The organism is Pseudoxanthomonas sp. LjRoot206, assembly GCF_056175725.1.
On record NZ_JBGFFI010000002.1, the window covers coordinates 606,927 to 633,572 of the forward strand.

The window sequence follows — 26,646 nt, forward strand, 5'->3', positions numbered from 1 at the left end:
CGTCAGGCTGGGCTACGTCGTGTCTCACTCGGCGTATGCCCGGTCCAGCGCTTGAACGCGCGGCGAAACTCGCGCACGTCGTTGAAGCCGATCTGGCTGCCGACGCTGGCGATGGTCGTTTCCGCATCCTGCAGCAGCTCCAGCGCACGTTCCGTGCGCACGCGGTCGTGCACCGCGCTGAAGCTGGTGCCTTCCTCGGCGAGCTGGCGACGCAGCGTGCGTTCGCTCAGGTGCAGCGCCATCGCGACGTCCGTCATCTGCGGGTTGTCGCGCAGGCGCGGCCGCAGCTGCCGCTCGACCGCCGCGGTGGTCTCGCCGCGCAGCGACATCGCGGTGAGCTGCGCGCGGCACAGGGCCAGGGCCTGCCCCGAGGTCACCGGGTTGTAACTGGCGAACGGCAGCTCCAGCCAGCGCCGGTCCACCACCATCGCGTGCTGCGGCTGGTCGAAGCGCACCTCGCAACCGAACAGGTCCCCGTAGCGCGCCGCATAGCGCGGCGCCGGATAGCCCAGCTCCAGACGTACCGGACGGAACTCCGGCCCGACCAGTTCGCGCGCCAGCATCAGCGTGCTGGCGAACATTTCCTCGCAGAGGAACGGCAGCAGGTCGGCAGCTTCCTCCGGTGCGGTTGCGACCACGGCCAGGCTGCCGTCGTCGCGGTCCTGCATGTCCAGGTCCATCAGCGGCCCGAGATTGCGCTGGTATTCCAGGCCGATCTGCACGGCATCGCCGAACGTGGGCGCGGTCTTCATCGCCAGGCCCAGCAGGCCGAAGTTGCCGCCGTTCTGCTTCTCGCCCATGGACAGGCCGACGCCGTCGATCGGCAGGGTCGGCAGGGCGCGACGGATGATCTCGCTGGCCTGGCGGTAGGAGACGCGCGCGAGCGGGTCGTGGATCTCCTGCACATTCATCCGCATGCCGGCGAACCAGCTTTCGGCGTTCACGCCGAACTCGCCGGCCAGCAGCACCAGGCCGCACAGCATGTTGGTGGGCAGGTTGGCGATCGACAGGCGATTGCCCAGTCCGGTTTTCCAGCGCATCGGAGCCCCTCCAGCTTGTCCGCTTTGCCCCCCGTAGTATGCCGCTCCCGCCCTCCGTGTCACATGGGTGGCCGCACCAGACTGCGGGCACTACGCAAGCGTATGGGAGGGGAGACTCATGCAGCGCACCATTTCCGTGGCAGTGGCCGGCGCCCTGGCGCTCATGGCGGCCGCCTGCCAGCCCAAGGCGCCTGACACCGCTGCCCCAGCGGCCGACGCCGGCTTCGCCACCGCCCTGCAGGAGCGCCTGCTGGATGCCAGGCCGGGCGATGTCATCGAGATCCCGGCCGGCCGGCATGCCTTCGACCGCAGCCTGACCCTGCGCGCGAACGGGGTGACGATCCGTGGCGCCGGCATGGACAAGAGCGTGCTGAGCTTCAAGGGGCAGAAGGCCGGCGCCGAGGGCCTGCTGGTCAACGGCGACGATTTCACCATCGAGAACCTCACCATCGAGGATTCCAGGGGCGACGGGCTGAAGATCAGCGAGTCGTCGAACATCACCATCCGCGGCGTCAAAGTGCAATGGACCGGTGGCCCGAGCACGAAGAACGGCGCCTACGGCATCTACCCGGTGCTGACCAAGAACGTGCTGATCGAGGACACCGTATCCATCGGCGCGTCCGATGCCGGTATCTACGTCGGCCAGTCCGACGGCGTCATCGTGCGCCGCAGTCGCGCTGAACAGAACGTCGCCGGCATCGAGATCGAGAACACCATCAACGCCGACGTCTACGAGAACGTAGCGACCGGTAACACCGGCGGCATCCTCGTCTTCAACATGCCGGGGCTGTCGCAGCAGGGCGGCAACATCCGCGTCTACGCCAACAAGGTGATCGCCAACAACCACGAGAACTTCGGCGCCAAGGGCACGCCCGTGGCCAGCGTGCCGGCGGGGTCGGGGATCGTGATCAATTCCAACGACGACATCGAAGTGTTCGGCAACGAGATCCGCGACAACGCGACCGCCAACATCATCGTCTCCAGCGTCTATTCCACCGGCTACAAGGACAGCAGCGCGTCGCCGAACTTCGACCCGTATCCGGAGCGCATCCATATCCATGGCAACACCTTGTCGGGCGGCGGCGACTCGCCGGACGGTTTCGACCTGAAGGCGCTGAAGGTGGCCACCTACGGCCTGCGCGGCAACTTCCCCGACGTGCTGTGGGACGGCTACTTCAACAAGGAGCGCATGGTCGACGGAAAGAAGGTCGGGCCGCAGATCTGCCTGCGCGATGTCAACGGTGTGGTCAACGCGGACGGTCCCGGCGGCTACAAGAATCCGAACAAGGACGCGAAGGTCCACGACTGCGAACTGCCGCGCCTGCCGGCGGTCGACCTGAAACACGGTTGAGGCCGTTGCGCATGCCGTATCGCCTGGCGCTGTGGCTGGTCGCGCTTGCCGCGTGTGCGGCGCTGCCTGCCTGCCGGCCGGCGGCGCAGGTGCACTTCTTCGCCGAAGGCCAGCCGGCGACGCTGGACGAATGGGGCGTGCTGAAGATCGAGGACGGCCGCCTGCGCCTCAGCGAAGGCGTGGTGCCCTACGACCTCAACACGCCGCTGTTCAGCGACTACGCGCACAAGCTGCGCACCGTGTGGATGCCGGCGGGCACGCCGGCGACGTACCAGGCCGAGCAGAGCTTCGACTTTCCCGTCGGTACCATCCTCAGCAAGACGTTCTACTACCCGTTGCCGGCAGGGCAGGTCCGGGACGGAACCTCGGTCGCGCGCACGCCGCCATCGCAGTCGTCGCTGGATGGCGAGACGCTGGACCTCGCCAAGGTGCGCCTGATCGAGACGCGCCTGCTCGTGCATCGGGCCGAAGGCTGGGTGGCGCTGCCGTACGTGTGGAACGATGCGCAGACGGCGGCCACGCTGAAGCGCACCGGTGAACTGCTCACGCTCGACCTGGTGGATGCGCAGGGTGGACGCGAGACGGCCGACTACCAGGTGCCGGACCAGAACCAGTGCGGCGGCTGCCACATCACCGACAACAGGTCGCGCAAGCTGCTGCCGATCGGCCTGAAGGCGCGGCATCTGAACCGCGACTTCGACTACACCGGCGGCAGGGAAAACCAGCTGGCGCACCTGGTGCGGGTCGGCTATCTGGCTGGCGTGCCTGCATCGCCGCCGCGGCTGGCCGATGCGATGGATGCGAAAGCACCCCTGGATGCGCGCGCGCGGGCCTACTTGGACGTCAACTGCGGGCACTGCCACAGCGCCACCGGCCCAGCGATCACCTCCGGCCTGTGGCTGGACGCGCACACGCAGGACCGCCTGAAGCTGGGCTTCTGCAAGCAGCCGATCGCGGCGGGCAAGGGCACGGGCAACCGGCGCTACGACATCGTGCCGGGACACGCGGCCGATTCCATCTTCGATTACCGGTTGGACAGCGACGACCCCGCGATCATGATGCCGGAGCTGGGGCGCTCGGTCGTCCATCGCGAAGGGGTGGCGCTGATCCGCGCGTGGATCGACGCGCAGTCGGGCAGTTGCGACACGGCAGGCACAGGCAGTGAACCACCGCCGGCCACCTGAGGCCGGTTTCCGCACAACGCTTCCGGGAGGGCGTGATGAGAGTGATGCAACGGAATCTGGTCGTGGGGCTTCGGCGCGCGCTGTTCGGCGGTTGCGTGGTGTTGGGCGCGAGCGGCACGGCCTGGGCGCAGGCTACGCCCGAAGGCGAACAGCAGGCCACCAACCTGGATACCATCACCGTCACCGCGCAGAGCCGCCAGCAGGAGCTGCAGGACGTCCCGATCGCGCTGCAGGTCGTCGACCAGCAGCTGCTCGACGACGTCGCGGCGGAGAACCTCGGCGACATCGACGCCTTCGTGCCGGGCCTGGTGGTGGATGCCGTCCAGCCGACCCAGCCGTCGTTCCGCCTGCGCGGCGTGGAGACCAACGACTTCGGCATCGGCACCGATCCGGCGGTGGGCATCTTCGTCGACGGCGTGTACGGCGGTCGCGGTGGCGGCGTGCTGCTGCCGTTCCTCGACGTGGAACGCATCGAAGTGCTGAAGGGGCCGCAGGGCACGCTGTTCGGCCGCAACACCACCGCCGGCGCGATCTCGCTGGTGACGCGACGGCCACAGGACGAGACCGAGGCGCGCCTGCGCCTGCGGCTCGGCAACTACGGCAAGCAGTACGTCGACGCGATGTGGAACATCCCGGTCAGCGACGTCTCGGCATTCCGGATCAACGCGCTGTTCAACCACAGCGATGGCTGGTTCCAGGATGGCGCCACCGGCAAGGACCTGGGCGGCGAGAACGTGTGGGCCGCGCGCGCCGCCTGGCAGCTGCGCATCGGCGACAACACCACCGCGCTGCTGAGCTGGGACCATGAAAGCCTGGACCAGAACGGCCGCGTCACCACCGGCATCGTGCCGTTGCCACCCTATCCGCAGCGGCCGCCGGTGCCGGTGGACACCGACGACTACCTGGATCCGCGCAAGGTGCCGACCTACAGCGACGCGGAGAACGCCGAGTGGCGCACGTTCGACGGCGTCACCCTGATCGTCGACCACGGCTTCACCTGGGGCAACCTGACGTCGACGTCCTCCTGGCGCGAATACGATTCGCTGAACCAGACTGAGGAGGACGGCACCAACCGCGCCGACCTGTACATCGATTCGGTCAACACCGAGAGCAACGAGACCTTCTACCAGGAGTTCAAGTTCGCCGGCAGCAACGCACGTCTGGACTGGGTGGCAGGCGCGAGTTTCTTCAAGGAAGACGCCCGCCAGACCAGCGAGGTGAACACGAACACCGAGGCGGTGGACAACATCGTGCGCAACCTCGGCATCGCGCCGACGCCGGACGGCAGCCTGTTCGGTTTCACCTCGTTGCTGGCGCAGATGAACGGCATCCCGGTGTCGCTGGTGGGTGACCGCTGGAACGAGCGCTTCAACAATACGCTGTCGACCACCGCTTACGCGGCGTTCGGCGATGTGATCTGGCGCGCGACCGACAGGCTCAACCTGACCTTCGGACTGCGCTATACCCGCGACGAGAAGGACTTCACCTGGCTCAACACGCCACGAAATGCGCCGGAGCTGGAAGCCAAGCTGGCGTTGCTGGAATCGCTGGGCTTCTTCGCCGCGCTGGGACAGATGGGCATTCCGATCAGCCGCGAGACGCTGACGTTCGACATGGCCTTCATCGATCCGCCGGCGATGGTCAACAAGGGCGTGCTGGTGCGCGACAAGCGCAGCTGGAGCGACGTCAGTCCGCGTTTCGTCGTCGACTACCACCTGGACGACAGGACGATGGTGTTCGGTTCGCTGGCCAAGGGCTACAAGGCCGGTGGTTTCAACGCCCTGCAGATCGGCCCGGCGTTCGAGAACGAGGACGTGTGGAACCTGGAAGCCGGTATCAAGCAGTCGCTGGGACGCTTCGCCTGGAATGCCTCGCTGTTCCACTACCGTTACGACAACCGCCAGTCGGTGCGGCTGATCGATCCCGACCCGAACAACCCGGTCGACATCCCGCGCTTCGTGTTCGACACCGGCGACCTGGAGGCCACCGGTATCGACGTCGACCTGCGCTGGAAGGTCATCGACGGCCTGACGCTGGATGCGCAGGCCGAGTGGATCGATTCCAAGTACAAGGACTACGTGACGCCCGAGGGCGTGGACCTGGATGGCGAGCCCACCGGCGAGCCGCGCTTCACCGCCTCGATGGGCGCGGCCTACCAGGTCGACCTGGCCGGCCATGGCGAGCTGCGCTTCTCGGCACGGCATGCCTACCGCGGCCGCAGCCGCTGCAACGAGGGTTCCGACCTGCAGGGCGATTGCGGCGTGAATGCGCTGCTCGACATCGGCGAAGCGCGCGACCGCACCGATGTCCGCATCGGTTGGACCGCGCCCCAGGGCCACTGGAGCTGGGCCGTCTACGGTAACAACGTGTTCGACAATCAGTACGTGAAAGGCCTGAACACCTATGGCCGTGGCCCGCTTGGCCTCGTGGGCGCCACCATCACCGAGCCGCGCACGTACGGCATGGAAGTCGCCGTGAAGTTCTGAGCCGCGCGCGACGCGTCGGACACGGACCCCGGCATCGCAGGATGCCGGGGTTTTTGTTTCGCGTCGTTCCCGGCATCCTTGTGGCATGCCAGCACGTCGCGACACGCCGTCCATCGATCTTTCCGCCGAACCCCTGAGTCGTCTGCCCGGTGTGGGTCCGCGCGTGGCAGAGAAGCTGGCGGCACGTGGCCTGCTGACGATGCAGGACCTGTGGTTGCACCTGCCGCTGCGTTACGAAGACCGCACGGCGATCACGCCGATCCGCCTGCTGCAGCCGGGCGTGCCCGCACAGGTGGAAGGGCGCGTGGAAGCGGTCGAGCGCGGCTTCCGCTACCGCCCGGTGCTGCGGGTCGCGGTCGGCGACGAATCCCGCGGCACGCTGGTGCTGCGGTTCTTCCATTTCCGCGCCGCGCAGGTCGCGCAGTTCGCCGTTGGCACGCGCATCCGCTGCTACGGCACGCCCAAGCCCGGGCAGAACGGGCTGGAGATCGTCCATCCCAGCTATCGCATCCTGGGCGACGAAGATGACGTGGCGCTGGGCGAGGCGCTGGATCCGGTCTACCCGGCCATCGAGGGGTTGGGGCCGGCGAGCATCCGCAAATTGGTCGGCCAGTCGCTGGAACGGCTTCCCGACAACGACAGCCTGGAGTTGCTACCCGCGGCCCTGCTGCACGGACTGCAGTTGCCCTCGCTGCGACAGGCGCTGCTGACGATGCACCGTCCGCCGCGCGATGCGGACGTCGCGGCGCTCTCGCTGGGCACCCATCCCGCACAGCGCAGGCTGGCGATCGAGGAGCTGTTGGCCCATCACCTGAGCCTGCGACGCCAGCGGTTGGCGCTGCAGCAACACGGCGCGCCGGTGCTGAAGGGCAAGGGCGTGCTGGTGAAGGCGCTGGTCAAGGCGCTGCCGTTCACGTTGACGGGCGCGCAGCAGCGCGTGTTCGCACAGATCCGCGAGGACATCGGCAAGCCGTCGCCGATGCTGCGGCTGGTGCAGGGCGACGTCGGCAGCGGCAAGACCGTCGTCGCCGCACTGGCGGGCATGCTGGCGGTGGAAGCCGGCAAGCAGGTGGCGCTGGCGGCGCCGACCGAATTGCTCGCGGAGCAGCATCTGGCCAACCTGCGCGCCTGGCTGGAACCGCTGGGCGTGCGCGTGGCCTGGCTGGCCGGCAAGGTCACCGGCAAGGCGCGCGCCACCGTGCTTGCGCAGGTGGCCTCGGGCGAGGCGCAGGTGGTGGTGGGTACCCATGCGCTGATGCAGGACACGGTGGTCTTCCACGACCTCGGCCTGGCCATCGTCGACGAGCAGCACCGGTTCGGCGTGCACCAGCGCCTGGCGCTGCGCGACAAGGGCGCCGGCAGGAACCGCGTCCCGCACCAGCTGGTGATGACGGCGACGCCGATCCCACGCACGCTGGCGATGGCGGCGTATGCGGACCTGGATGTCTCCGCCATCGACGAGCTGCCGCCGGGGCGCACCCCCGTGCAGACCGTCGCGCTGAGTGCGGAGCGTCGACCCGAACTGGTGGAGCGCATCCGCACCGCCTGCGCGGAAGGGCGGCAGGCGTACTGGGTCTGCACGCTGATCGACGACAGCGACGAGGTCGTCGCGCAGGCCGCGCAGACCACGTACGAAGCCTTGTCGGCGTCGCTGCCCGATGCCCGCGTCGCGCTGGTGCACGGGCGCATGAAGGCGGCCGACAAGCAGGCCACCATGCGGCGCTTCAAGGAAGGACACGTGGACCTGCTGGTGGCGACGACGGTGATCGAAGTCGGCGTGGATGTTCCCAATGCGTCGCTGATGATCATCGAGAACGCGGAGCGACTGGGCCTCGCCCAGCTGCACCAGCTGCGCGGCCGCGTCGGCCGTGGCGCGACCGCCTCGACCTGCGTGCTGATGTACCAGCCGCCGCTGTCGATGATGGCCAAGCACCGGCTGGCGACGATGCGGGAAACCAACGACGGCTTCGTCATCGCGGAGAAGGATCTGGAACTGCGCGGTCCGGGCGAGTTGCTGGGCACGCGGCAGACCGGCCTGGCCGCGTTCCGCGTCGCTGATCTTGCGCGCGACGCGGGCCTGCTGCCGCAGGTGCATGCGCTGGCAGAACGGCTGCTTGCCGACGACCCCGCCGTGGCGGACCGCGTGATCCATCGCTGGGTAGGCGGCGCAGCGAGATACGCGTCGGCGTGACCCGTTTGTAGGAGGGGCCTCAGCCCCGACGCTCTTCGGTCAGCCATCTGCGACCCGATCGAAAGGCATCGGGGCTGACGCCCCTCCTACAGGTCCTTTGCGCTTCCATGCAGCCGCCACCGGTGCGAGACTCGCCGACCGAGAAGACGAAGAGAAGAAGATGACGGACAGGATTCCCCTGCTGATCGATACCGATCCCGGCGTCGACGACGCGCTGGCGCTGCTGATGGCATTCAACGATGCGCGCCACGACATCGTTGGCCTGACCATTGCGGCCGGCAACGTCGGCCTGCGGCACACCGTGCGCAATGCGCTGAAGCTGTGCGAAGTCGCGGGCCGAGGCGACATCCCGGTGTTCGCCGGCGCGCCCGCGCCGTTGCTGCATCCGTCGCCGGACGCGGGCTACGTGCACGGCCAGGACGGTTTCGGTGATGTCGGTTTCGAGCCTGCCACGGGGCAGGCAGAGGATGAACATGCGGCGCTGGCGATCCTGCGGCTGTCGCACCAGCATGCGGGCCGGCTGGTGCTCGTCGCGCTGGGGCCGCTGACCAATGTCGCGCTGGCGCTCAAGCTGGACCCGACGCTGCCGCAGCGCATCGCGCGCCTGGTGGTGATGGGCGGCGCGGTGACCTGCCACGGCAACATCACGCCGGCGGCGGAGTTCAATTTCTACTTCGACCCGGAGGCGGCGCACCTGGTGCTCGAGGCCTTCGCGCGTTACGACCTGGCCGACTGGGAGGCCACCATCGCCCATGGCCTGCACCACGACCGCGTGGATGCCTGGTTGGCCGCCGATTCCCCGCGTGCCCGGTTCTACGCCCGGATCTCGGAGAAGACCCGGCTGTGGTCCGCCGACCGGCGTGGCGACCACTGGTATGCCGCCGACGCCGTCGCAATGGCGTTCGCGCTGGCGCCGGAGGGGGCGCTTGAACTGGCCGAGCGGCCGCTGGCCGTCGAGCTTCAGGGCGGCCACGCGCGCGGAGCGTCCATCGTGGACTGGCGGCAGGAAAGCGGCCGCCCTGCGGCCGCCAACATCCTGCTGCGCTACGACCAGGCCCGGTTCGAGGGGCTGATCGAGGCGGCGCTGGCCGCCGGCTGACGGCCGGGTTGCGCGGGGCGGGCAGGGCGGTCTACAATGCCGCTCTTCCATTCCCGCTACACGGTGTTACCGCCATGAAGGCCGACATCCACCCGAATTACCGCGAAGTCGTCTTCCACGACGTGACCTCCGATTTCAAGTTCCTGACGCGCTCCACGCTGGGCAGCAAGGAAACGACGAAGTGGGAAGACGGCAACGAGTACCCGCTGATCAAGGTCGAAATCTCCTCGGCCTCGCACCCGTTCTACACGGGCAAGCACAAGGTCATCGACACCAGCGGCCGCATCGACAAGTTCCAGAAGCGCTACGCGCGCTGATAGAACGTCGTCCGCAGTGCCCGTCCGGCCGCGCCTCGTGCGCGGCCGTTCGCGTTTCTGCGCGCCGGATAGTGCGCTTCGCCGGAACGGACGGTTGCGCCTGCGGCCTCGTTCTTTGGTCTTACGTTGGTGCGGTATCGAGCGACGGCTCCAGACCCGCTATGCGATAATTCGGGTCATCCAAGGTTCACTCCCTGGACTCCCGTCACGCGCCGACCGGACCTCTGGCCGGCGTTACCCCACGAAGGAGCGCACACTGTGTCCGAACTTGACCAGGTCACGCTGAATGCCGGCGACAAATCCGTCGTCCTGCCAGTCCTGAAGCCCACGCTGGGCAACGACTGCGTCGACATTTCCAAGCTGACCAAGGAAACGGGTCTCTTCACCTACGACTCCGGTTTCACCGCCACGGCCAGCTGCAAGTCGGCCATCACCTACATCGATGGCGACAACGGCGTCCTGCTGTATCGAGGCTACCCCATCGAGCAGTTGGCCAAGCACTCCAGCTTCCTGGAAGTGTCGTACCTGCTGATGAACGGCGAACTGCCCACCCCGGCCGAATTCGCCAAGTTCGAGCACGAGGTCACGCATCACACGATGATGCATGAGTCGCTGAAGAACTTCCTGCACGGCTTCCACTACGACGCGCACCCGATGGCCATGCTGGCCGGCACGGTCGCCTCGCTGTCGGCGTTCTACCACGACACGCTGGACCTGGAAGATCCCGAGCAGCGCCGCCTGGCCGCCATCCGCCTGCTGGCGAAGATGCCGACCCTCGCCGCCGCGGCTTACCGCTATTCGATCGGCTGGCCGATCCGCTATCCGCGCAACAACCTCGAGTACGTCGACCGCTTCCTGCACATGATGTTCGAAGTGCCGAGCGAGCCGCTGGAAGTGAACCCGGTCGTCGCCAAGGCGCTGGACCTGCTGTTCATCCTGCACGCCGACCACGAGCAGAACGCGTCGACGTCGACCGTACGTCTGGTCGGTTCGACCGGTGCCAATCCGTACGCCTCGGTCGCTGCCGGCATCACGGCCCTGTGGGGTCCCGCCCATGGCGGTGCCAACGAGGCCGTGCTGAAGATGCTGGAAGAGATCGGCACGCCGGACAAGGTCGAGACCGCGATCGCCAAGGCGAAGGACAAGGAGTCGGGCTTCCGCCTGATGGGCTTCGGCCACCGCGTCTACAAGAACTTCGATCCGCGCGCCAAGATCATCCGCGAGATGACCCACAAGGTGCTGGGCGAGCTGGGCGTCGACGATCCGCTGCTGGAAGTCGCGATGAAGCTGGAAGAGGCCGCGCTGAAGGACGAGTACTTCATCCAGCGCAAGCTCTACCCGAACGTCGATTTCTACAGCGGCATCATCTACAAGGCGCTGAAAATCCCGACCGAGATGTTCACCGTCATGTTCGCCATCGGCCGCACCGCCGGCTGGGTGTCGCACTGGCTGGAGCAGCAGGTCGATCCGGAAGCCAAGATCGGCCGTCCGCGCCAGATCTATACCGGCTACGCGCCGCGCGACTACGTGCCGACCGACAAGCGCTGACAGCGCTCGGCGACACGAAGAAAAGGCCCCTGTCGGGGCCTTTTTCTTTGCGTTGCCGTACAGCCGCCTCAGCGGCGCACGGCATCCAGTTCGTAGCTGGCGATGTCCTCTTCGGTGAGCAACTGCCGCAGCTGGGTGGCGGATGCGCGCTTCATCGGCTTCTCGTCGACGCTGGAAAGCGGTGCCTGGCGCAGGGCGTCATGCGGCAGCACGGTCAGGTCGAAACTCAGCTCTTCGGCGCTGAACACCCAGACCGGCAGGTCGGCCACTCGTTCGCGGTCCATGCGCAGCCGACGCTCACGCGATTCGGCGGGGATGCGATGTTCTTCCAGGAAGCGGGTGACCGCATCCGGATCGTCGCTGTGGACGTGCAGGTGGACGGGCGTGTTGGCGTCCGCCGTGCCCTCGAGCACCGGACCGACCAGGCGGGGCGAGAAGCCCGACAGGAACTCCAGCGCGCGCAGCGCGGCCTCGCGCCGTTGCCTCAAGCCTGCGGCATGCGCCTCGCCGACGAACAGGCGCTGGTATTCGCGCAGCGCGTCCTCGATCTCGCGGTTGCGGGGCAAGGACGCATCGTCGTGGATGCCCAGCCGGCTGGCGGCCTTGAGCTTGGCCTGGTGGAAGTCGCGGATGCCGCCCTCGGCCATCAGCCGGGCGGCTTCGTGGGCCAGTCGCTGGCGGCGCTCGCGGGTGCGGGTTTCGGCGTGCTGACGGGCGTGGTGCATGGCAGGCCTCCGCGTCGAAACTGACCGCGAATGTACACCATGTCATTGACGTGTCCATGACGGCGCCTTGGCGCCGTCATGGGAGCTTCATGGGAAGGTCGCGGTCAGAAGATGTCGAAGGCTTCTTCGTCGGGTACGGCGTCTTCCGGACCGTACAGGTCGTAGTCCTGGATCCGCTCCATGTCCTCGACCTTGACCCATTCGGTCACGCCGTTGAGCGTGGCCTGCACCATGCCCTCGGGCGGATCGTTCTGCGCGACCGGCGTGTCCTTCAGTGCGGCGCGCATGTAGTCGATCCAGATCGGCAGGGCCGCCTTGCCGCCGTACTCGCGGTAGCCCAGCGACTGGAAGTTGTCGCGGCCCACCCAGACAACGGTGGCATACGTGCCGCCGAAGCCGCCGAACCAGGCGTCGCGGTGATCGTTGGTCGAGCCGGTCTTGCCACCCACGTCCGCACGGCCTAGCACCTTGGCGGCGGTGCCGGTGCCGCGCTGGACCACGTCGCGCATCATCGACACCATCTGGTAGGCGGTGCGCTCGTCGATCGCGCGCGGTGCCGTCACCGCGTTCGGGTCGGCGGGCTTTTCCTCGGCCTTGGGCTTCGGCGCAGAAGCCGTCGTCGGCGTGGGCGCGTCGGCAGGGCCGAAGTTGAAGCCGTCCACGACCTGCGAGGCCGGCGCGGTGGTGCCATGCTGGCCGGCGCCGCAGCCGCGACAGGCGATGGCGGGGTTCTCCTTGAACACCACGTTGCCCTCGCGGTCCTTCACCTGGTCGATGAACCACGGCGTCACGCGCGAACCGCCGTTGGCGAACACGGCGTAGCCACGGGCCACCGACAGCGGGGTCAGCGAGGCCGTGCCCAGCGACATCGACAGGTTGGGCGGCAGTTCGGCCTCGTCGAAACCGAACTGGCTGATGTAGGTGCGCGCGAACGGGACGCCGATGCCGTCGAGCAGCCGCACCGATACCAGGTTGCGCGACTGCACCAGCGCCTCGCGCAACCGCATCGGGCCGCGGAAGCCGCCGCCGTCGTTCTGCGGACGCCACATGTGGCCACGGCGGTCGCGGAACACGACCGGCGCATCCAGCACGATCGAAGCCGGGTTGAAGCCCTTCTCGAACGAGGCAGCGTAGAGGAACGGCTTGAAGCTGGAGCCGGGCTGGCGGCGCGCCTGCGTAGCGCGGTTGAACTTGTTGCCGGCGAAGCTGTAGCCGCCGACCAGCGCGCGTACCGCACCCGTGTTGGCATCGAGCGAGACCAGTGCGGCTTGCGCGCGCGGGACCTGGTCGACGATGTAGCTACCTTCTTCCTTGCCCGCCTTGATGCGGGTCAGGTCGCCGCGTTTGAACAGCTTGGCCGGCGAACGCCCGGTCCACTTGCTGGCCGCCACGGGCAGGAGGACCTCCTTGCCATCGGCCATCACCACGGTCGCGCTGCCGTCGTCGGCGACACGCGCGACGATGACAGGCAGCAGGCCGTTCTGTGCAGGGATCCCCCGCAGATGGACCGCCAATGCCGTCGCATCCGCATCGGCCGCCACATCGATATGCCGCTCGACGCCATTCCAGCCATGGCGGTGGTCGTACAGGCCCAGCCCATCGCGAACCGCATCGTTGGCGGCCCCCTGCAAGGTGGCGTCCAGCGTGGTGGTGACGTGGTAGCCCTTGGTCAGCGCTTCCGGCCCGAAGCGCGCGATCATTTCCTGGCGCACCATTTCGGCGACGTACGGGGCGTAGACCTCGATCGGGCGCTCGTGCGGCTTGGCGTGCATGGGTTCGGCCTTGGCCTGCGCGGCGTCGGCGGCGGTGACGTAGCCGTCCTCGCGCATGCGCTCGACGACGTAGGCGCTGCGCTGCTGGTTACGGCCGGGATTGCTGATCGGGTTGCCACTGGAGGGGAACTTCAATGCGCTGACGAGCGTGGCCGTCTCGGCCAGGGTCAGCTGGTCCAGCGTCTTGCCGTAGTAGTACTCGGCCGCGGCGGCGACACCGTAGGAGCGGTTGCCGAAGAAGCTCTTGTTGAGGTACAGCTCCAGGATCTCGTCCTTGGTCAGCATGTTCTCGATGCGCATCGCCAGCATCATTTCCACCAGCTTGCGGGTGTAGCTGTACTCCGAGCTGAGGAACCACTGCCGGGCGACCTGCTGGGTGATCGTGCTGCCGCCGGCCACGCGTCCTTCCTTGCGGCTGACGATCTGCCAGACGGCGCGTGCGATGCCCGTCGGGTCGATGCCGTTGTGCTCGTAGAACTTGCTGTCCTCCGCCGCCACGAAGGCCTGCTTGACCCGGGCCGGGACCTTGTCGATCTGCACCGGATAGCGGCGGATCTCGCCGTACAGGCCCATCAGCCGGCCGTCGCTGGCATAGATGTAGAGGGGTTCCTGGAGTTCGACGTTCCGCAGGGACTGGACGTCCGGGACCTTGGACGAGACCGTGTAGTACAGCACCCCCAGGCCGACGGCGCCGGCCAGGGCAAGTATCAGGAACGTGATGAGGGTCCAACGGAGAAGACGACGGAACCGGGACATCCAGTGCTTTCCGATTGCAGAATTCGTAGCGGCAGAGTATAGATGACCGCCGGGATCGCCACAGGCGATTCCAAGGGGAACAGGGACTTGGGGAACAACCCTCGTGAAACGTGACAAGCCGCACAGCCACGTCATCGGCGGTTGCCAAGCGTAAAAAGTTGGTTATTAATGGCGGCGCGAGTCGTGCGCCCAGTGCCCGTCGGAAGGGGAAAGACCGTGGGGCTAATCCCAAAAAGCCAGTCGCCGCTCATCGGCGTCGACATCAGTTCGACTGCGGTAAAGCTGCTGCAGCTGTCGCGCGTGGGCAACCGTTACCGGGTTGAACACTACGCCGTCGAGCCGCTGCCGCCGAATGCCGTGGTGGAAAAGAACATCGTCGAGGTCGAGGCCGTCGGCGAAGCCATCCGGCGCGCGGTCAACCGCGCGGGCAGCAAGGCGAAGTACGCCGCTGCCGCCGTCGCCGGCTCGGCGGTGATCACCAAGATCATCCCGATGCCCGCGGACCTGGACGAGAGCGACCTGGAGGCCCAGGTCGAACTCGAGGCCGTCAACTACATCCCGTATCCCATCGAGGAAGTGAACATCGACTTCGAGGTGCTGGGCCCCATGCCCAACAACCCGGAGATGGTGCAGGTGCTCCTCGCCGCCTCTCGGTCGGAGAACGTGGAACTGCGCCAGTCCGCGCTGGAGCTCGGCGGCCTGACCGCCCGCGTCATGGACGTCGAAGCCTTCGCGGTCGAGAACGCCTTCGCCCTGATGGCCACCGACCTGCCGATCCCACAGGACGGCGTGGTGGCGCTGGTCGACATCGGCGCCACGATGACCACGCTGAACGTCCTGCGTCGTGGCCGCAGCCTCTACAGCCGCGAGCAGGTGTTCGGCGGCAAACAGCTCACCGACGAGGTGATGCGCCGCTACGGGCTGACCTATGAAGAAGCCGGCCTTGCCAAGCGTCAGGGTGGCCTGCCGGAAAGCTACGAAGTCGAAGTGCTGGAGCCGTTCAAGGAAGCCACCGTCCAGCAGATCAGCCGTCTGCTGCAGTTCTTCTACGCCGGCAGCGAGTTCAACCGCGTCGACCAGATCGTCTTGGCCGGCGGTTGCGCCGCGCTGCCCGGCCTGCCGGAAATGGTGGAAGAGCAGCTCGGCGTGCCGACCGTGGTCGCCAACCCGCTGGCGCAGATGACCTTGGGCCCGCGCGTGCAGGCGCATGCGCTGGCGCAGGACGCGCCCGCGCTGATGATCGCCACCGGCCTGGCTTTGAGGAGCTTCGACTGATGGCAAGAATCAACCTACTCCCATGGCGTGCGGAACGCCGTGTGCAGCGCCAGCGCGAGTTCTACGTCATGCTGGGTGCCGCCGCGGTAGCTGGTCTGCTGCTGTCGTTCCTGCTGTGGTTCCACTACGACCGCCAGGTCGCCGGGCAGACCGAGCGCAATGATTTCCTGAAGGACGAGATCACCAAGGTCCAGGCGCAGAACAAGGAAATCGAGAAGCTCGACGAGCAGAAGCGTCGCCTGCTGGCCCGCAAGGATGTCATCGAGAAACTGCAGGCCAACCGTTCGCAGATGGTCCACCTCTTCGACTCGCTGGTACGTACCATCCCCGATGGCGTGATGCTGGCGAACATCAAGCAGGAAGGCGAAGTTCTGACGCTGCAGGGGCGTGCGCAATCCAACGCCCGCGTCAGCGCCTACATGCGCAATCTCGAGACCTCCGGCTGGATGACCAAGCCCGAGCTGTCGATCATCGAAGCCAAGCCGGAGGAGGTCAAAACGCTGACCAACACCGGTGCCGGCAGCGCGCTGCCCTACGTGTTCACGTTGCAGGTCAGGCTGGCCAACCCGACTGCCGAGCAGGAGGCGGAAACCGCCGCCGCCGGCGCGACGCCGGCCGATCCGAATGCGCCCGCCGCGACGCCCGCCCCCGCGCCGGCTCCGCTGGAAGGCCAACCTGCCACGCCGGCACCCGCCGCCCCCGCACCGGCCGCTCCGGCAGGCGCCACTCCCCCGGCTTCCGGGAGCAACTCATGAGCCAGAAGACGTCGCTCAAGAACCTGGACATCAACAACATCGGTGCGTGGCCGAAGAACGCCAAGATCGGCTTTTGCGCGGTGCTGGCGGTCTTCATCCTGGCCATGTCCTACTTCCTCTTCGTGAGGGGCAAGGCGCAGACGCTCGAGTCGCTGGAACAGGAAGAAGTGCGCCTGCGCCAGGACTTCGAGAAGGAGCAGGCCAAGGCCGCCAATCTCGAACCGCTGAAGCAGCAGCTCGCGCAGATGGAGCAGGTGCTCCAGCAGATGCTGCGCCAGTTGCCCAGCAAGACCGAGATGCCGGACCTGATCATCGACATCTCGCAGACGGCGTTGTCCAGCGGCCTGACCAACGAGCTGTTCCAGCCCGAGCCGGAGACGCTGAAGGAGTTCTACGCCGAGAAGCCGATCCAGCTGCGCATGGTGGGCAACTACCACCAGTTCGGTGCCTTCGTCAGTGGCGTGGCATCGCTGCCGCGCGTGGTCATCCTGACCATGCACGACATCTCCCTGCAGCCGAAGGAAGGCAAGGACGGCGTCAGCCGTGGCGCACTCGAGTTGTCCGGCACGGTCAAGACCTACCGCTATCTCGATGAAACCGAGGTGGCTGAACAGGAAGCCGCCGCCGCCGAAGCGGCGAAGGCCGACGGCAAGAAGAAAGCGCCCGCATCGGGAGGAGCCCCATGATGCGCAGCAAGTGGCATTGGATGATCCTGGTCGTCGTCGTGACGTCGGGCTGCGCGCGCGGTATCACCAGCACGCCGGGCGATGCACCGAACCTCGAGAAGTGGGTGGAAGACGTGCGTGCGCGTCCCGCGCCGCCGCTTGAGCCGCTGCCCGTCATGCAGCAGTTCGAGACGTTCGAGTACGCCGCGCAGACCCTGAGGGACCCTTTCAGCAATGCGTGGAGCAACGCCGATGCAGGTGGGTTGCGGCCTGACCCGAACCGGCGCAAGGAAACACTGGAGCAGTACCCGCTGGACAGCCTGGACATGGTCGGTACGATCGGCAAGGGGGCAGGTCTGGTGGCACTGGTGATGGGGCCCGACAAGGTCACCTACCGGGTACGTCCGGGGAACTACCTGGGCCAGAGCGATGGCCGGGTCACCTCGGTCCGCGAAGATGGCGTGGAACTTGTCGAACTAGTGCCGGATGGCGCGGGCGGCTGGCTGGAACGGCCGGCGTCGCTCTCGCTTGAAGATCAATGATTGGGGGATACACGATGACCGCTACGAATGCCTACCGCCTGCGGCCGTCCCGGCGCCTGGCCACTTTCCGGCTCTGCTCCCTGGGGCTGGCCATCGGCCTGCTTGCTGCGGCCAGCGCCGCGGGTGCCGTCTCGCCGACGGCGTCCGCAAACTCCTCCGCCACCGCACAGTCCGTTTCGGCCGTGTCGGTATCGAACATCGACTTCCGCCGTGGGGAAGACGGCGCCGGTCGCCTCGTCATCAAGTTCGACGGCCAGGGCGCTGCGCCCGACCTGCGCAACCAGGGCGACAGCGTCGTGGTGAATGTCGGCAATGCCACGTTGCCGGCCGCGTTGCAGCGTCCGCTCAATGTCGTCGACTTCGCCACCCCGGTGCAGCGCGTCGACGCGCAGAGCAAGGGCGGCGGCACCGAGCTGGTACTGAGCACGCGCGGTGACTTCGAATCGCTCGCCTACCAGTCGGGCAACGAATATGTCGTCGAGATCGTGCCGCGCGCGGGCCAGAAAGCCATGGGTGGCTCGGCGGCCACGGCCGGTACCAGCGCTTCGGCGGTGGTCGCGGCGGCCCAGCGGGTTGCCTCGGAAGCCCGTCGCTACAGCGGGCGCCCGGTGACGTTCAACTTCCAGGACGTGCCCGTGCGCACGGTCCTGCAGCTGATCGCAGAAGAGTCGAACCTCAACATCGTCGCCTCCGACACCGTGCAGGGCAATGTCACGCTGCGCCTCGTCAACGTGCCGTGGGACCAGGCGCTGGACATCGTGCTGCGCGCCAAGGGCCTGGACAAGCGCCGTGACGGCGCCGTCATCTGGGTCGCGCCGCAGCCCGAGCTGGCCAAGTTCGAGCAGGACAAGGAAGACGCCCGCATCGCGATCGAGAATCGCGAGGACATGGTCACCGATTACGTCCAGATCAACTACCACAATGCCGCCGCGATCTTCAAAGCGCTGACCGAGGCCAAGGGCATCGGCAACCAGGGCAACAGCAGTGGCGGTGGCGGCGGTGGTGGCGGACGCGACCAGGAGAACGGGTTCCTCTCGCAGCGTGGCCGCATCGTCGCCGACGAGCGCACCAACATGCTGATGATCAGCGACATCCCGAAGAAGGTCGCGCAGATGCGCGAACTGATCGCGAAGATCGATCGCCCGGTCGACCAGGTGCTGATCGAAGGCCGCATCGTCATCGCCACCGATACGTTCGCTCGCGATCTGGGCGCCCGTTTCGGCATCAATGCCCGTCGCACCGGCGATCGCACGCAGATCATCGGCGGCAACATCACCGACAATGTCAATACCGGCAACGGCGACGATCGCGTCCTGCCGCGCGATCTGAACGTGAACCTGCCGGCGGGCGGCTTCACGCAGTCCGCAGCGGGTGCGATCGCCTACACCTTGCTGGGTCGCAACTTCGACCTGGATATCGAACTGTCGGCCATGCAGGAAGAAGGCCGTGGCGAAGTCATCTCGAACCCGCGCCTCGTGACCGCCAACCAGCGTGAGGGCGTGATCCGCCAGGGCAAGGAAGTCGGCTACGTCACCATCACCGCGGGCCAGGGCGGCGTCGCCACGCCGAACGTGCAGTTCAAGGAAGCGTTGCTGGAGATGAAGGTCATGCCGACCATCACCAACGACAACCGCGTGTTCCTGAACCTCAACGTCAAGAAGGACGAAGTGAACCGCTACATCACGCTGGAAGGCTATGGCAGCGTGCCGGAGCTGGACAAGCGCGAGATCAATACGGCCGTGCTGGTGGAGGATGGCCAGACGGTGGTCATCGGTGGTGTGTACGAGTTCACCGACCGCAGCAGCGTGTCCAAGGTGCCGTTCCTCGGCGACATCCCGTTCCTGGGCAACCTGTTCAAGAAGAAGGGTCGCAGCAAGCAGAAGGCCGAACTGCTGATCTTCATCACCCCCAAGGTGCTGTCGGTCAACAAGCGCTGATCGCTTCGATTCGTGCGCGAAGAACGGGCCGCTCCTGCGGCCCGTTTCTTTTTTGCGGGCCGGCCGACGCGAACTCCGGCTGAACCCATGCCCTTTCTCACGGGGACCACGGGAACCTGCGTGGCACACTGGGGTCCCAAGCGCACCCCGTTCCGTCCGGATCCCCATGGATAGCACGCCGCCCGATGCCCGCCTGTTCGACCGCTTCGCTGCCCTGCGGGAGGACCTGTCGCAGACCATCGTCGGCCAGGCCGCGCTGGTCGAGCGCCTGCTGATTGCATTGCTGGCCGATGGCCACCTGCTCGTCGAAGGCGCGCCCGGGTTGGCGAAGACCACGGCGATCCGCGCGCTGGCGTCGCGGCTGCAGGCTGAATTCGCGCGGGTGCAGTTCACCCCCGACCTGTTGCCGGCCGACCTAACCGGCACGGAGGTATGGCGGCCGCAGGACGGTCGCTTCGAATTCCAGGCCGGTCCGATCTTCCATCCGCTGTTGCTGGCCGACGAGATCAACCGGGCGCCGGCCAAGGTGCAATCGGCCCTGCTGGAGGCGATGGGCGAGCGGCAGGTAACGGTGGGCCGGCACACGTATCCGCTGCCGGCGCTGTTTCTGGTGATGGCCACGCAAAATCCGATCGAGCAGGAAGGCACGTTCCCGTTGCCGGAAGCGCAGCTCGACCGGTTCCTGATGCACGTGAAGATCGGCTATCCCGAAGCCGCCGCCGAGGCCGACATCCTGCGCCTGGCGCGCGATCGCGCGCGCGAGCAGATGCAGTCGGTTCCCGCGGCGATCGGACAGATGCCGCTGGAGGATGTCTTCGAGGCGCGCAGGCAGGTGCTGGACCTGCACCTGGCGCCGGCGCTGGAGCGTTACCTGATCGAACTGGTGCTCGCTTCGCGCGATGCCTCGCGTTACGACGCCACGCTGGCGCGGCGCATCGCGTGGGGCGCGAGTCCGCGTGGCTCCATCGCGCTGGAGCGCTGCGCGCGTGCGCGCGCCTGGCTGGCGGGCCGCGACTACGTGACGCCCGATGACGTCCGTGCCATTGCGCCCGACGTACTGCGCCATCGCGTCCTGCCCAGCTACGAGTCCACGGCGGAAGGGTGGGATGGCGACCGCCTGGTGAAGGCGCTGCTCGACGCGGTCCCGTTGCCCTGAATCCGGATCGCGCCGGCCCATGAACGAAGGCGTCACGCCCACGCTGAGCGAGTTGATCGCATTGCGCGCCAGCGCGCAGCGACGACCGCCCGCGCGGCGCGGCCGGCACTCGGTCACCGGTCCCTCCGCATCGCCCTTGCGCGGCCGCGGCATGGAGTACGCGGAATCCCGTGAATACGTCGCGGGCGACGATGTCCGCCATATCGACTGGCGCCTGACCGCGCGCAGCGGGCGCACCCATACCAAGCTGTTCCAGGCCGAGCGCGAACGGTTGACGCTGATCGTGGCCGATACGTCGCCGCTGCTGTATTTCGGTACCCGCACGCGTTTCAAGTCGGTCCAGGCCGCCCGCGCGGGTGCCGTCGCCGCGTGGCAGGCCGTGCGCGAAGGTGATCGCCTGGCGATCCTGCGCGGCAGCATGACCGAAGCCCCCGTTCCTCCTGCCTCGGGCACCCGCGGTGCGCTGCGTGTCCTGGATGCGTTGGTCCGCTGGTACGACCGACCGCCGCCGGATGATCTCGGCCTGGCGTTCGCGCTCGACCACGCCGCCCGCCTGCTGCGACCCGGATCGCGCCTGCTGGTACTGGCCGATCCGCACAGCCTGGCCTCCATCCCGGAGTCGCGCTGGCCGGCGCTGGCGGCGCACCACGACGTGGTCGTCCTGCTGCTGACCGACCCCCTGGAGACTGCGCCGCCATCGCAGCGATTGCCGTTCGTCGTGGGCAGCCAGCGCGTCGAACTCGACCTCGCCAGCGATGCGCAGCGCGAAGCCTGGCGTGCCGAGTTCCAGCAGCCGCTCGAACGCGCATTGGATCGATTGCCTGCGCGGGGCGTGCAGGTACGCACACTGTCGACCGATGCCTCCAGCGATGCGTGGCTCGTTTCGCTCGGACGTGCGCAACCGCAGGTGGCATGAGCACGGATACGGCCACCTTGGTGCTGCGCGACGTCCACGTGCCGGCGTCGCCCTCGTGGTGGCCACTGGCGCCGGGCTGGTGGCTGGTGCTGGCCGTGGTCTGCCTGATCGTCGCCGGCATCGTCGCGTGGCGACTCGCCGCACGACGCAGGCAGCGCAGGTGGCAGCGCTGGTTCGACACCGCGGGCGAGGCGCATTCCGCCGCCGGACAGGTCGCTGCGATGTCGGAGCGACTGCGTCGCGCCGCGCGCCGCCTGGATCCGTCGGCGGATCGACTGCAGGGTGACGCCTGGCTGCAATTCCTTGACGGCAAGCGTGGCGGCCACGCGTTCTCGCAAGGACCCGGACGCTTGCTGCTCGACGGTGGCTATCGACGCGATGTAGCGCCTGCCGATCTGGCGGCGGCGACTGCGGTGGCACGGGCACGCTTCCTCGAGCTGATGGCGGGTGTGCGGTGAGCGTGTCATTGCCCGCACTGCACTGGTTGCAGGACGGCTACGCAGGGTTCGCGTGGCCCTGGTGCTGGCTGGCGTTTCCGCTGCCGTGGCTGATCCAGTGGCTGCTGCCGGCGCGGAAGACGCAGGACGACGCGCTCAAGGTGCCGTATGGCACGTCGATGCAGGCGATCGCGCGGCAAGGTGGACGCGGGCTGCCGCGCCGCGCCGCGGCGCTGGCCTGGCTGGCCTGGTTCCTGTTGTGCACGTCCGCCGCGCGTCCGCAGCAGTTCGGCGACGCGGTGACGCCGCCGGTGAGCGGACGCGACCTGATGCTGGCGGTGGACCTGTCCGGCAGCATGACCGAGCCCGACATGGAGCTGGGTGGCGCCGTCGTCGACCGGCTGACCGCTGCCAAGGCGGTGCTGGCGGATTTCCTGGATCGTCGCGATGGCGATCGCGTCGGCCTGCTGGTGTTCGGCCAGCGCGCTTACGCGATGACGCCGCTGACGCGCGACCTGAAGACCGTGCGCGAACAGCTGCGCGATGCCGTGGCCGGCCTGGCCGGGCGCGAGACCGCCATCGGCGACGCCATCGCGCTTGCCGTGCGCCGCCTGCGTATGCAGCAGGAGGGCCAGCGCGTACTGATCCTGCTGACCGATGGCGTCAACTCCGCGGGCGTGCTGACGCCGCAGAAGGCGGCCGAACTGGCGCGTGAGGAACGCATCCGCATCCACACCATCGCCTTCGGCAGCGATGGCGGGCCAAGCCTGTTCGGCATCCCGTTGCCGATGCCGGCCAGTGCGGCCGAAGCCATCGACGAAGCCACCCTGCGCGAGGTGGCGAAGCAGACCGGCGGACGTTTCTACCGCGCGCGCGATACCCGCGAGCTGGCCGGCATCTATGCCGAGCTGGACCGGCTGGAGCCGGTGGAGCAGCCGGGCAAGGCGGTGCGTCCGCGCATCGAACGCTATGCATGGCCGCTCGCTGCCGCGCTGGCGGTCGCGCTGCTCGCGTTCCTGCTGCCACGGAGGCGGGCATGAGTGTCGACTGGTCCGCCCTGCATTTCCTGCGTCCGCATTGGCTGTGGGCGCTGGCGGCCCTGCCGGTGCTGGCGTGGGTGTGGCGCGCGCAGCGGCAGCGCCGCAGTGCGTGGCGCGGGCATGTCGATGCGCATTTGCTTCCGCATCTTCTCGTGCATGGTGGTGCAGGCGCGCGCGCTGGTGTCGTCGCGGCTGCGCTGGCGTACGGACTCGCGGTGCTGGCACTGGCCGGTCCCAGCTGGCGCCAGGCCGACCAGCCGCTGTGGCAGGTGCAGCGCCCGCTCGTCGTCGTGCTCGATCTTTCCAGTCGTATGACCGCATCCGACCTGCCGCCATCGCGATTGCTTCAGTCGCGGGCGAAGCTGGCGCAGGTGCTGGCGTCGCGCGCGGGCAGTCCGATCGCACTGGTGGCCTATGCCGAGGACGCCTTCACGGTGACGCCGCTCACCGACGACACCGCCAACATCCGTCTGTTCCTCGATGACCTGTCGCCGGACATCATGCCGATAGACGGCCAGCGCGCGGACCGTGGCATCGCCTGGGCGGTGCAGTTGCTGGGGCAGGCGGAGGCGCCGGGCGGCGACATCCTGGTACTTACCGATCATGCGGACGGGGCGGCGAGGGCGGCCGCGACGTCGGCGCGTACGCAGGGTTATGCGGTCTCCGTACTCGGACTGGGTACCAGCACCGGTGCCGCCTACCGCGGCGGCGACGGGGTGATCCGGCGCGCCGCGCTCGATGCCGCATCGCTGCGTGCGCTTGCGACCGCAGGCGGTGGGCGTTATCACGCGTTGACCGCCGACGATGGCGACCTGGTGTCGCTGGGCGTGACGTCGCCGGCGCAGATGGCGGCCGCTACCGCGTCTAACGGCGGCGGCAAGGCATGGCGCGACGAAGGCTACTGGCTGTTGATCCCGCTGATGGCGCTTGCGTTGCTGGGGTTCCGGCGCGGTGCGGCGTTCGTGCTGGTCGGTGCGATGTGGCTGCCGGTGGCGCCTTCCGCATCGGCCGCCGGCATCGACTGGTGGCAGCGCGCCGACCAGGCGGAGCATGCGCGTGTCGTACAAGGCGCCGACGCCTACCGTCGTGGCGACTATGCCGCCGCGCAACAGGCCTTCACCGGCATCGACACCGCCGAGGGCTGGTACAACCTGGGCAATGCGCTGGCAAAGCAGCAGCGCTACGACGATGCGATCGCTGCGTACGATCGCGCCCTGCGCGCGCAACCTGGCATGCCCGATGCGGTGGCGAACCGCGCCGCGGTCGACGCCGCCCGCAAGCGACCGCCTTCGTCGGGGGAAGGACAGGGCAAGGGTGGGCAGCAGGGCGATGGCAGGCAGGACGCCAAGGGATCGCAGGGTAGTGCGAAGCCTGGCGAACGCGATCGGCAGAACCCGTCGCCTTCGCCATCGAACGACACGGCATCGCGGAATGCCGGAGAGACACCCCCGGCCTCGCCGCCGTCGTCCGCCGCCACGCCACCCTCGTTGCCTCCGGATGCCGCGGCGCAATCGGCTGCCGATGCCGCGCAACGCGAACGCATGCGCCAGGCGATGGCGCAGGGCGCCGAGCAGCGCGCCGGGCAGGCGGCGCAGGGCAAGCCCGCCGTGCAGGCCGAATCCGCCGAGCAGCGCGAGCGCCGGCAAGCGGTGGATGCATGGCTGAAACGCGTGCCGGACGAGCCCGGTTCGCTGCTGAAAGCGAAGTTCCGGCTCGAACAGGAACGCCGGCAGAGGGAAGGTCGATGAAACATCGGGTATGGCTGCTGGTGTGCCTGCTGCTGGCGTGGCCGCTGTCGTCGCTGGCCGCGACGCGCGCATGGCTGGAGCAGACGCAGGTGACGCTCGGCCAGGCGGTGACGCTCAACGTGGAAACCGATGCGGCGTCCGCCCGGCCCGACCTGACGCCGCTGATGCGCGACTTCGAGGTGGAGGGGCAGTCCGAGAGCCGCAGCGTGCGGCTGGTGAACGGACGCATGAGCAGCAGCACGACGATCTCGCTGACGCTGCGTCCACGGCGCGCCGGCACGCTCGCGATTCCGGCCCTGCAGGTCGCCGGCGAACGCACGCTGCCGCTGGTACTGGACGTCGGCGCGACCGCGACGGCGAGTGCCGCGTCCAACGGCCTGGTGTTCGTCGAAACCGAGGTCGATGACGCCAGCCCGTATGTGCAGCAGTCGGTCGGCGTCACCGTGCGCCTGTTCTATGCCACGCCGTTGACCGGCGAACTGGACATGGATCCTCCGGACGGCGCGCTGCTGCAGCGGGTCGGCGACATCGTGCAATCCAGCCGCGAGATCGACGGCAGGCACTACACGACCGCCGAGCGCCGGTTCCTGCTGGTGCCCGAGCGCAGCGGACCGTTGACCTTGCCCGGTGCGCGGTTCCGCGGGCAGGCGGCGGGCGGCTGGATGGACGACCTGTTCGGTGGCGGCGGCGCTCGCGAGTTCAACATCACCGGCGAGCCCAGGACGCTGCAGGTCCACCCGCAACCGGGGAACGCCCCGCAGCCCTGGCTGCCCGTGCGCGATCTGCGCCTGCGCTACACGACCGTGCCGGAGCAGATGCGCACCGGCGAAGCGGCGACCCTCGTCATCGAAACCACGGTCGTCGGCGCGACGCAGGCGCAGCTGCCCGAGCTGCCGGCGCCGGCCGTGCCCGGTGCGCAGGTGTTCGCCGAACCCCCGCAATACGACGAGACCTTCGTCGGCGGCACGCCGCAGGTGAAGCTGACGCGGCGCTACTCCATCGTGCCGTCGCAGCCGGGCACGATGACGGTGCCCGGCGTGGCGATGACATGGTGGGATGTGCGCGCTGGTGCACCGAAGCGCGCGACCCTGCAGGATCTGACCCTGCCGGTCGTGGTGGGCAGCGGGCAGGCCTCGCGTCCGACCGCACCCGAGCAGGCCGCGCCCACAGGGCCGGACGCGACTGGTGACGGTGCAATCACGTCGGTGGGCGAGCGCCGCCTGCCTGCCCAGCTGTGGCCCTGGCTGGCGGCTGGCTTCGCGCTGCTCTGGCTGGCGACGCTGGTCTGGGGACTGTCGCGGCGGCAGGCCAGTGCGGCGATGGCCCGTCACCGGACGGCCCCGCCGGATGCCGGCACGATCCCGGCATCGGTCGCGACGCACACGGCGTCCGACCTGAAGCGCGTGCTCGACCGCGGCGACCTCGACGATATCGAGGCGGTCCTCTGCGGCTTGGCACGCCCGGTGGCGATCGACCTGGACGATCTGCAGCGTCGCCTCGCCGCACCTGCGCAACGCACGGCCGTCGACTTGCTGAGGCGTGCCCGCTGGGCCGGCGGCGATCCTGCGCAGGCGCGTCTCGCCCTGCGCGAGGCCTTCCGCGGCGGGCCGCACTGGCGTGCGTCTGGCAAGGTCGAGGTGGACGAACCCTTGCCGCCGCTGTATCCGCGATAAGGGAAACGGGGCCGGCGTTCGTCTTTACGTTGG

21 protein-coding genes and 1 pseudogene are annotated in these 26,646 nt (G+C 68.0%); 19 read left to right on the top strand and 3 right to left on the bottom strand.

What is annotated here, in order from left to right:
* Positions 1–2 precede the first annotated feature (2 nt).
* Complete coding sequence (locus AC04MD_RS07585) at positions 3–1,040, bottom strand: AraC family transcriptional regulator (RefSeq protein ID WP_475496682.1); 1,038 nt, start codon at positions 1,038–1,040, stop codon at positions 3–5.
* 118 nt (positions 1,041–1,158) lie between these two features.
* Here AC04MD_RS07585 and AC04MD_RS07590 point away from each other — a divergent pair, with 118 nt between their 5' ends.
* The 8 genes and pseudogenes from AC04MD_RS07590 (at position 1,159) to AC04MD_RS07625 (ending at position 11,216) form a co-directional block, all read left to right on the top strand.
* Entirely contained in the window at positions 1,159–2,391 is a 1,233-nt protein-coding gene (locus AC04MD_RS07590; protein ID WP_475496683.1) for a parallel beta-helix domain-containing protein, read from the top strand.
* 11 nt (positions 2,392–2,402) lie between these two features.
* On the top strand, positions 2,403–3,575 hold the full coding sequence (locus AC04MD_RS07595; RefSeq protein ID WP_475496684.1) for an SO2930 family diheme c-type cytochrome: 1,173 nt from the start codon (positions 2,403–2,405) through the stop codon (positions 3,573–3,575).
* A gap of 44 nt (positions 3,576–3,619) precedes the next feature.
* Positions 3,620–6,061 (top strand): TonB-dependent receptor, encoded by a 2,442-nt coding sequence (locus AC04MD_RS07600; RefSeq protein WP_475496685.1) that lies wholly within the window; start codon positions 3,620–3,622, stop codon positions 6,059–6,061.
* A gap of 85 nt (positions 6,062–6,146) precedes the next feature.
* Complete coding sequence (recG, locus tag AC04MD_RS07605; protein ID WP_475496686.1) at positions 6,147–8,252, top strand: ATP-dependent DNA helicase RecG; 2,106 nt, start codon at positions 6,147–6,149, stop codon at positions 8,250–8,252.
* A gap of 19 nt (positions 8,253–8,271) precedes the next feature.
* Positions 8,272–8,337 (top strand): annotated as a pseudogene (locus tag AC04MD_RS07610) (hypothetical protein); the annotation flags it as partial.
* Between the two features lie 75 nt (positions 8,338–8,412).
* Positions 8,413–9,351, top strand: a complete 939-nt coding sequence (locus AC04MD_RS07615; protein ID WP_475496687.1) for a nucleoside hydrolase — start codon at positions 8,413–8,415, stop codon at positions 9,349–9,351.
* 74 nt (positions 9,352–9,425) lie between these two features.
* Positions 9,426–9,668, top strand: a complete 243-nt coding sequence (locus AC04MD_RS07620; protein ID WP_162336762.1) for a type B 50S ribosomal protein L31 — start codon at positions 9,426–9,428, stop codon at positions 9,666–9,668.
* A 258-nt stretch (positions 9,669–9,926) separates the two neighbouring features.
* Positions 9,927–11,216, top strand: a complete 1,290-nt coding sequence (locus tag AC04MD_RS07625; RefSeq protein WP_475496688.1) for a citrate synthase — start codon at positions 9,927–9,929, stop codon at positions 11,214–11,216.
* Positions 11,217–11,284: 68 nt separating this feature from the next.
* Here the strand turns inward: AC04MD_RS07625 and AC04MD_RS07630 are convergent, their stop codons facing one another.
* Positions 11,285–11,941, bottom strand: a complete 657-nt coding sequence (locus tag AC04MD_RS07630) for a hypothetical protein (RefSeq protein WP_475496689.1) — start codon at positions 11,939–11,941, stop codon at positions 11,285–11,287.
* A 104-nt stretch (positions 11,942–12,045) separates the two neighbouring features.
* Positions 12,046–14,469, bottom strand: coding sequence for a penicillin-binding protein 1A (locus AC04MD_RS07635; protein WP_475496690.1), 2,424 nt, complete (start codon positions 14,467–14,469; stop codon positions 12,046–12,048).
* Between the two features lie 216 nt (positions 14,470–14,685).
* Here AC04MD_RS07635 and AC04MD_RS07640 point away from each other — a divergent pair, with 216 nt between their 5' ends.
* The 11 genes from AC04MD_RS07640 to AC04MD_RS07690 all read left to right on the top strand — a co-directional run bounded on the left by AC04MD_RS07640 (position 14,686) and on the right by AC04MD_RS07690 (position 26,613).
* Positions 14,686–15,744: a pilus assembly protein PilM gene (locus tag AC04MD_RS07640; RefSeq protein WP_475496691.1), complete on the top strand. Its 1,059-nt coding sequence runs from the start codon at positions 14,686–14,688 to the stop codon at positions 15,742–15,744.
* Positions 15,744–16,499, top strand: a complete 756-nt coding sequence (locus AC04MD_RS07645) for a PilN domain-containing protein (RefSeq protein ID WP_475496692.1) — start codon at positions 15,744–15,746, stop codon at positions 16,497–16,499. Before AC04MD_RS07640 ends, AC04MD_RS07645 begins: the two co-directional genes overlap by 1 nt.
* Positions 16,496–17,185, top strand: coding sequence for a type IV pilus inner membrane component PilO (locus AC04MD_RS07650; protein ID WP_475496693.1), 690 nt, complete (start codon positions 16,496–16,498; stop codon positions 17,183–17,185). The genes AC04MD_RS07645 and AC04MD_RS07650 overlap by 4 nt, the downstream gene beginning before the upstream one ends.
* Positions 17,182–17,706, top strand: coding sequence for a pilus assembly protein PilP (locus AC04MD_RS07655; RefSeq protein ID WP_475496694.1), 525 nt, complete (start codon positions 17,182–17,184; stop codon positions 17,704–17,706). The genes AC04MD_RS07650 and AC04MD_RS07655 overlap by 4 nt, the downstream gene beginning before the upstream one ends.
* Before the next feature lie 14 nt (positions 17,707–17,720).
* Positions 17,721–19,643, top strand: a complete 1,923-nt coding sequence (locus AC04MD_RS07660; protein ID WP_475496695.1) for a type IV pilus secretin PilQ — start codon at positions 17,721–17,723, stop codon at positions 19,641–19,643.
* Positions 19,644–19,809: 166 nt separating this feature from the next.
* Entirely contained in the window at positions 19,810–20,799 is a 990-nt protein-coding gene (locus tag AC04MD_RS07665) for an AAA family ATPase (RefSeq protein WP_475496696.1), read from the top strand.
* A gap of 19 nt (positions 20,800–20,818) precedes the next feature.
* On the top strand, positions 20,819–21,715 hold the full coding sequence (locus tag AC04MD_RS07670; RefSeq protein WP_475496697.1) for a DUF58 domain-containing protein: 897 nt from the start codon (positions 20,819–20,821) through the stop codon (positions 21,713–21,715).
* On the top strand, positions 21,712–22,173 hold the full coding sequence (locus AC04MD_RS07675) for a DUF4381 domain-containing protein (protein ID WP_475496698.1): 462 nt from the start codon (positions 21,712–21,714) through the stop codon (positions 22,171–22,173). The genes AC04MD_RS07670 and AC04MD_RS07675 overlap by 4 nt, the downstream gene beginning before the upstream one ends.
* A gap of 17 nt (positions 22,174–22,190) precedes the next feature.
* Positions 22,191–23,192, top strand: coding sequence for a vWA domain-containing protein (locus tag AC04MD_RS07680; protein WP_475496975.1), 1,002 nt, complete (start codon positions 22,191–22,193; stop codon positions 23,190–23,192).
* On the top strand, positions 23,189–24,940 hold the full coding sequence (locus AC04MD_RS07685) for a VWA domain-containing protein (protein WP_475496699.1): 1,752 nt from the start codon (positions 23,189–23,191) through the stop codon (positions 24,938–24,940). Before AC04MD_RS07680 ends, AC04MD_RS07685 begins: the two co-directional genes overlap by 4 nt.
* Complete coding sequence (locus tag AC04MD_RS07690) at positions 24,937–26,613, top strand: BatD family protein (RefSeq protein WP_475496700.1); 1,677 nt, start codon at positions 24,937–24,939, stop codon at positions 26,611–26,613. The genes AC04MD_RS07685 and AC04MD_RS07690 overlap by 4 nt, the downstream gene beginning before the upstream one ends.
* Positions 26,614–26,646 lie beyond the last annotated feature (33 nt).

Coding starts and splice junctions, on each gene's coding strand:
- AC04MD_RS07585 (WP_475496682.1), bottom strand. CDS start 1,040: ATGCGCTGGAAAACCGGACTGGGCAATCGCCTGTCGATCGCCAACCTG.
- AC04MD_RS07590 (WP_475496683.1), top strand. CDS start 1,159: ATGCAGCGCACCATTTCCGTGGCAGTGGCCGGCGCCCTGGCGCTCATG.
- AC04MD_RS07595 (WP_475496684.1), top strand. CDS start 2,403: ATGCCGTATCGCCTGGCGCTGTGGCTGGTCGCGCTTGCCGCGTGTGCG.
- AC04MD_RS07600 (WP_475496685.1), top strand. CDS start 3,620: ATGCAACGGAATCTGGTCGTGGGGCTTCGGCGCGCGCTGTTCGGCGGT.
- recG (WP_475496686.1), top strand. CDS start 6,147: ATGCCAGCACGTCGCGACACGCCGTCCATCGATCTTTCCGCCGAACCC.
- AC04MD_RS07615 (WP_475496687.1), top strand. CDS start 8,413: ATGACGGACAGGATTCCCCTGCTGATCGATACCGATCCCGGCGTCGAC.
- AC04MD_RS07620 (WP_162336762.1), top strand. CDS start 9,426: ATGAAGGCCGACATCCACCCGAATTACCGCGAAGTCGTCTTCCACGAC.
- AC04MD_RS07630 (WP_475496689.1), bottom strand. CDS start 11,941: ATGCACCACGCCCGTCAGCACGCCGAAACCCGCACCCGCGAGCGCCGC.
- AC04MD_RS07635 (WP_475496690.1), bottom strand. CDS start 14,469: ATGTCCCGGTTCCGTCGTCTTCTCCGTTGGACCCTCATCACGTTCCTG.
- AC04MD_RS07645 (WP_475496692.1), top strand. CDS start 15,744: ATGGCAAGAATCAACCTACTCCCATGGCGTGCGGAACGCCGTGTGCAG.
- AC04MD_RS07650 (WP_475496693.1), top strand. CDS start 16,496: ATGAGCCAGAAGACGTCGCTCAAGAACCTGGACATCAACAACATCGGT.
- AC04MD_RS07655 (WP_475496694.1), top strand. CDS start 17,182: ATGATGCGCAGCAAGTGGCATTGGATGATCCTGGTCGTCGTCGTGACG.
- AC04MD_RS07660 (WP_475496695.1), top strand. CDS start 17,721: ATGACCGCTACGAATGCCTACCGCCTGCGGCCGTCCCGGCGCCTGGCC.
- AC04MD_RS07665 (WP_475496696.1), top strand. CDS start 19,810: ATGGATAGCACGCCGCCCGATGCCCGCCTGTTCGACCGCTTCGCTGCC.
- AC04MD_RS07670 (WP_475496697.1), top strand. CDS start 20,819: ATGAACGAAGGCGTCACGCCCACGCTGAGCGAGTTGATCGCATTGCGC.
- AC04MD_RS07675 (WP_475496698.1), top strand. CDS start 21,712: ATGAGCACGGATACGGCCACCTTGGTGCTGCGCGACGTCCACGTGCCG.
- AC04MD_RS07685 (WP_475496699.1), top strand. CDS start 23,189: ATGAGTGTCGACTGGTCCGCCCTGCATTTCCTGCGTCCGCATTGGCTG.
- AC04MD_RS07690 (WP_475496700.1), top strand. CDS start 24,937: ATGAAACATCGGGTATGGCTGCTGGTGTGCCTGCTGCTGGCGTGGCCG.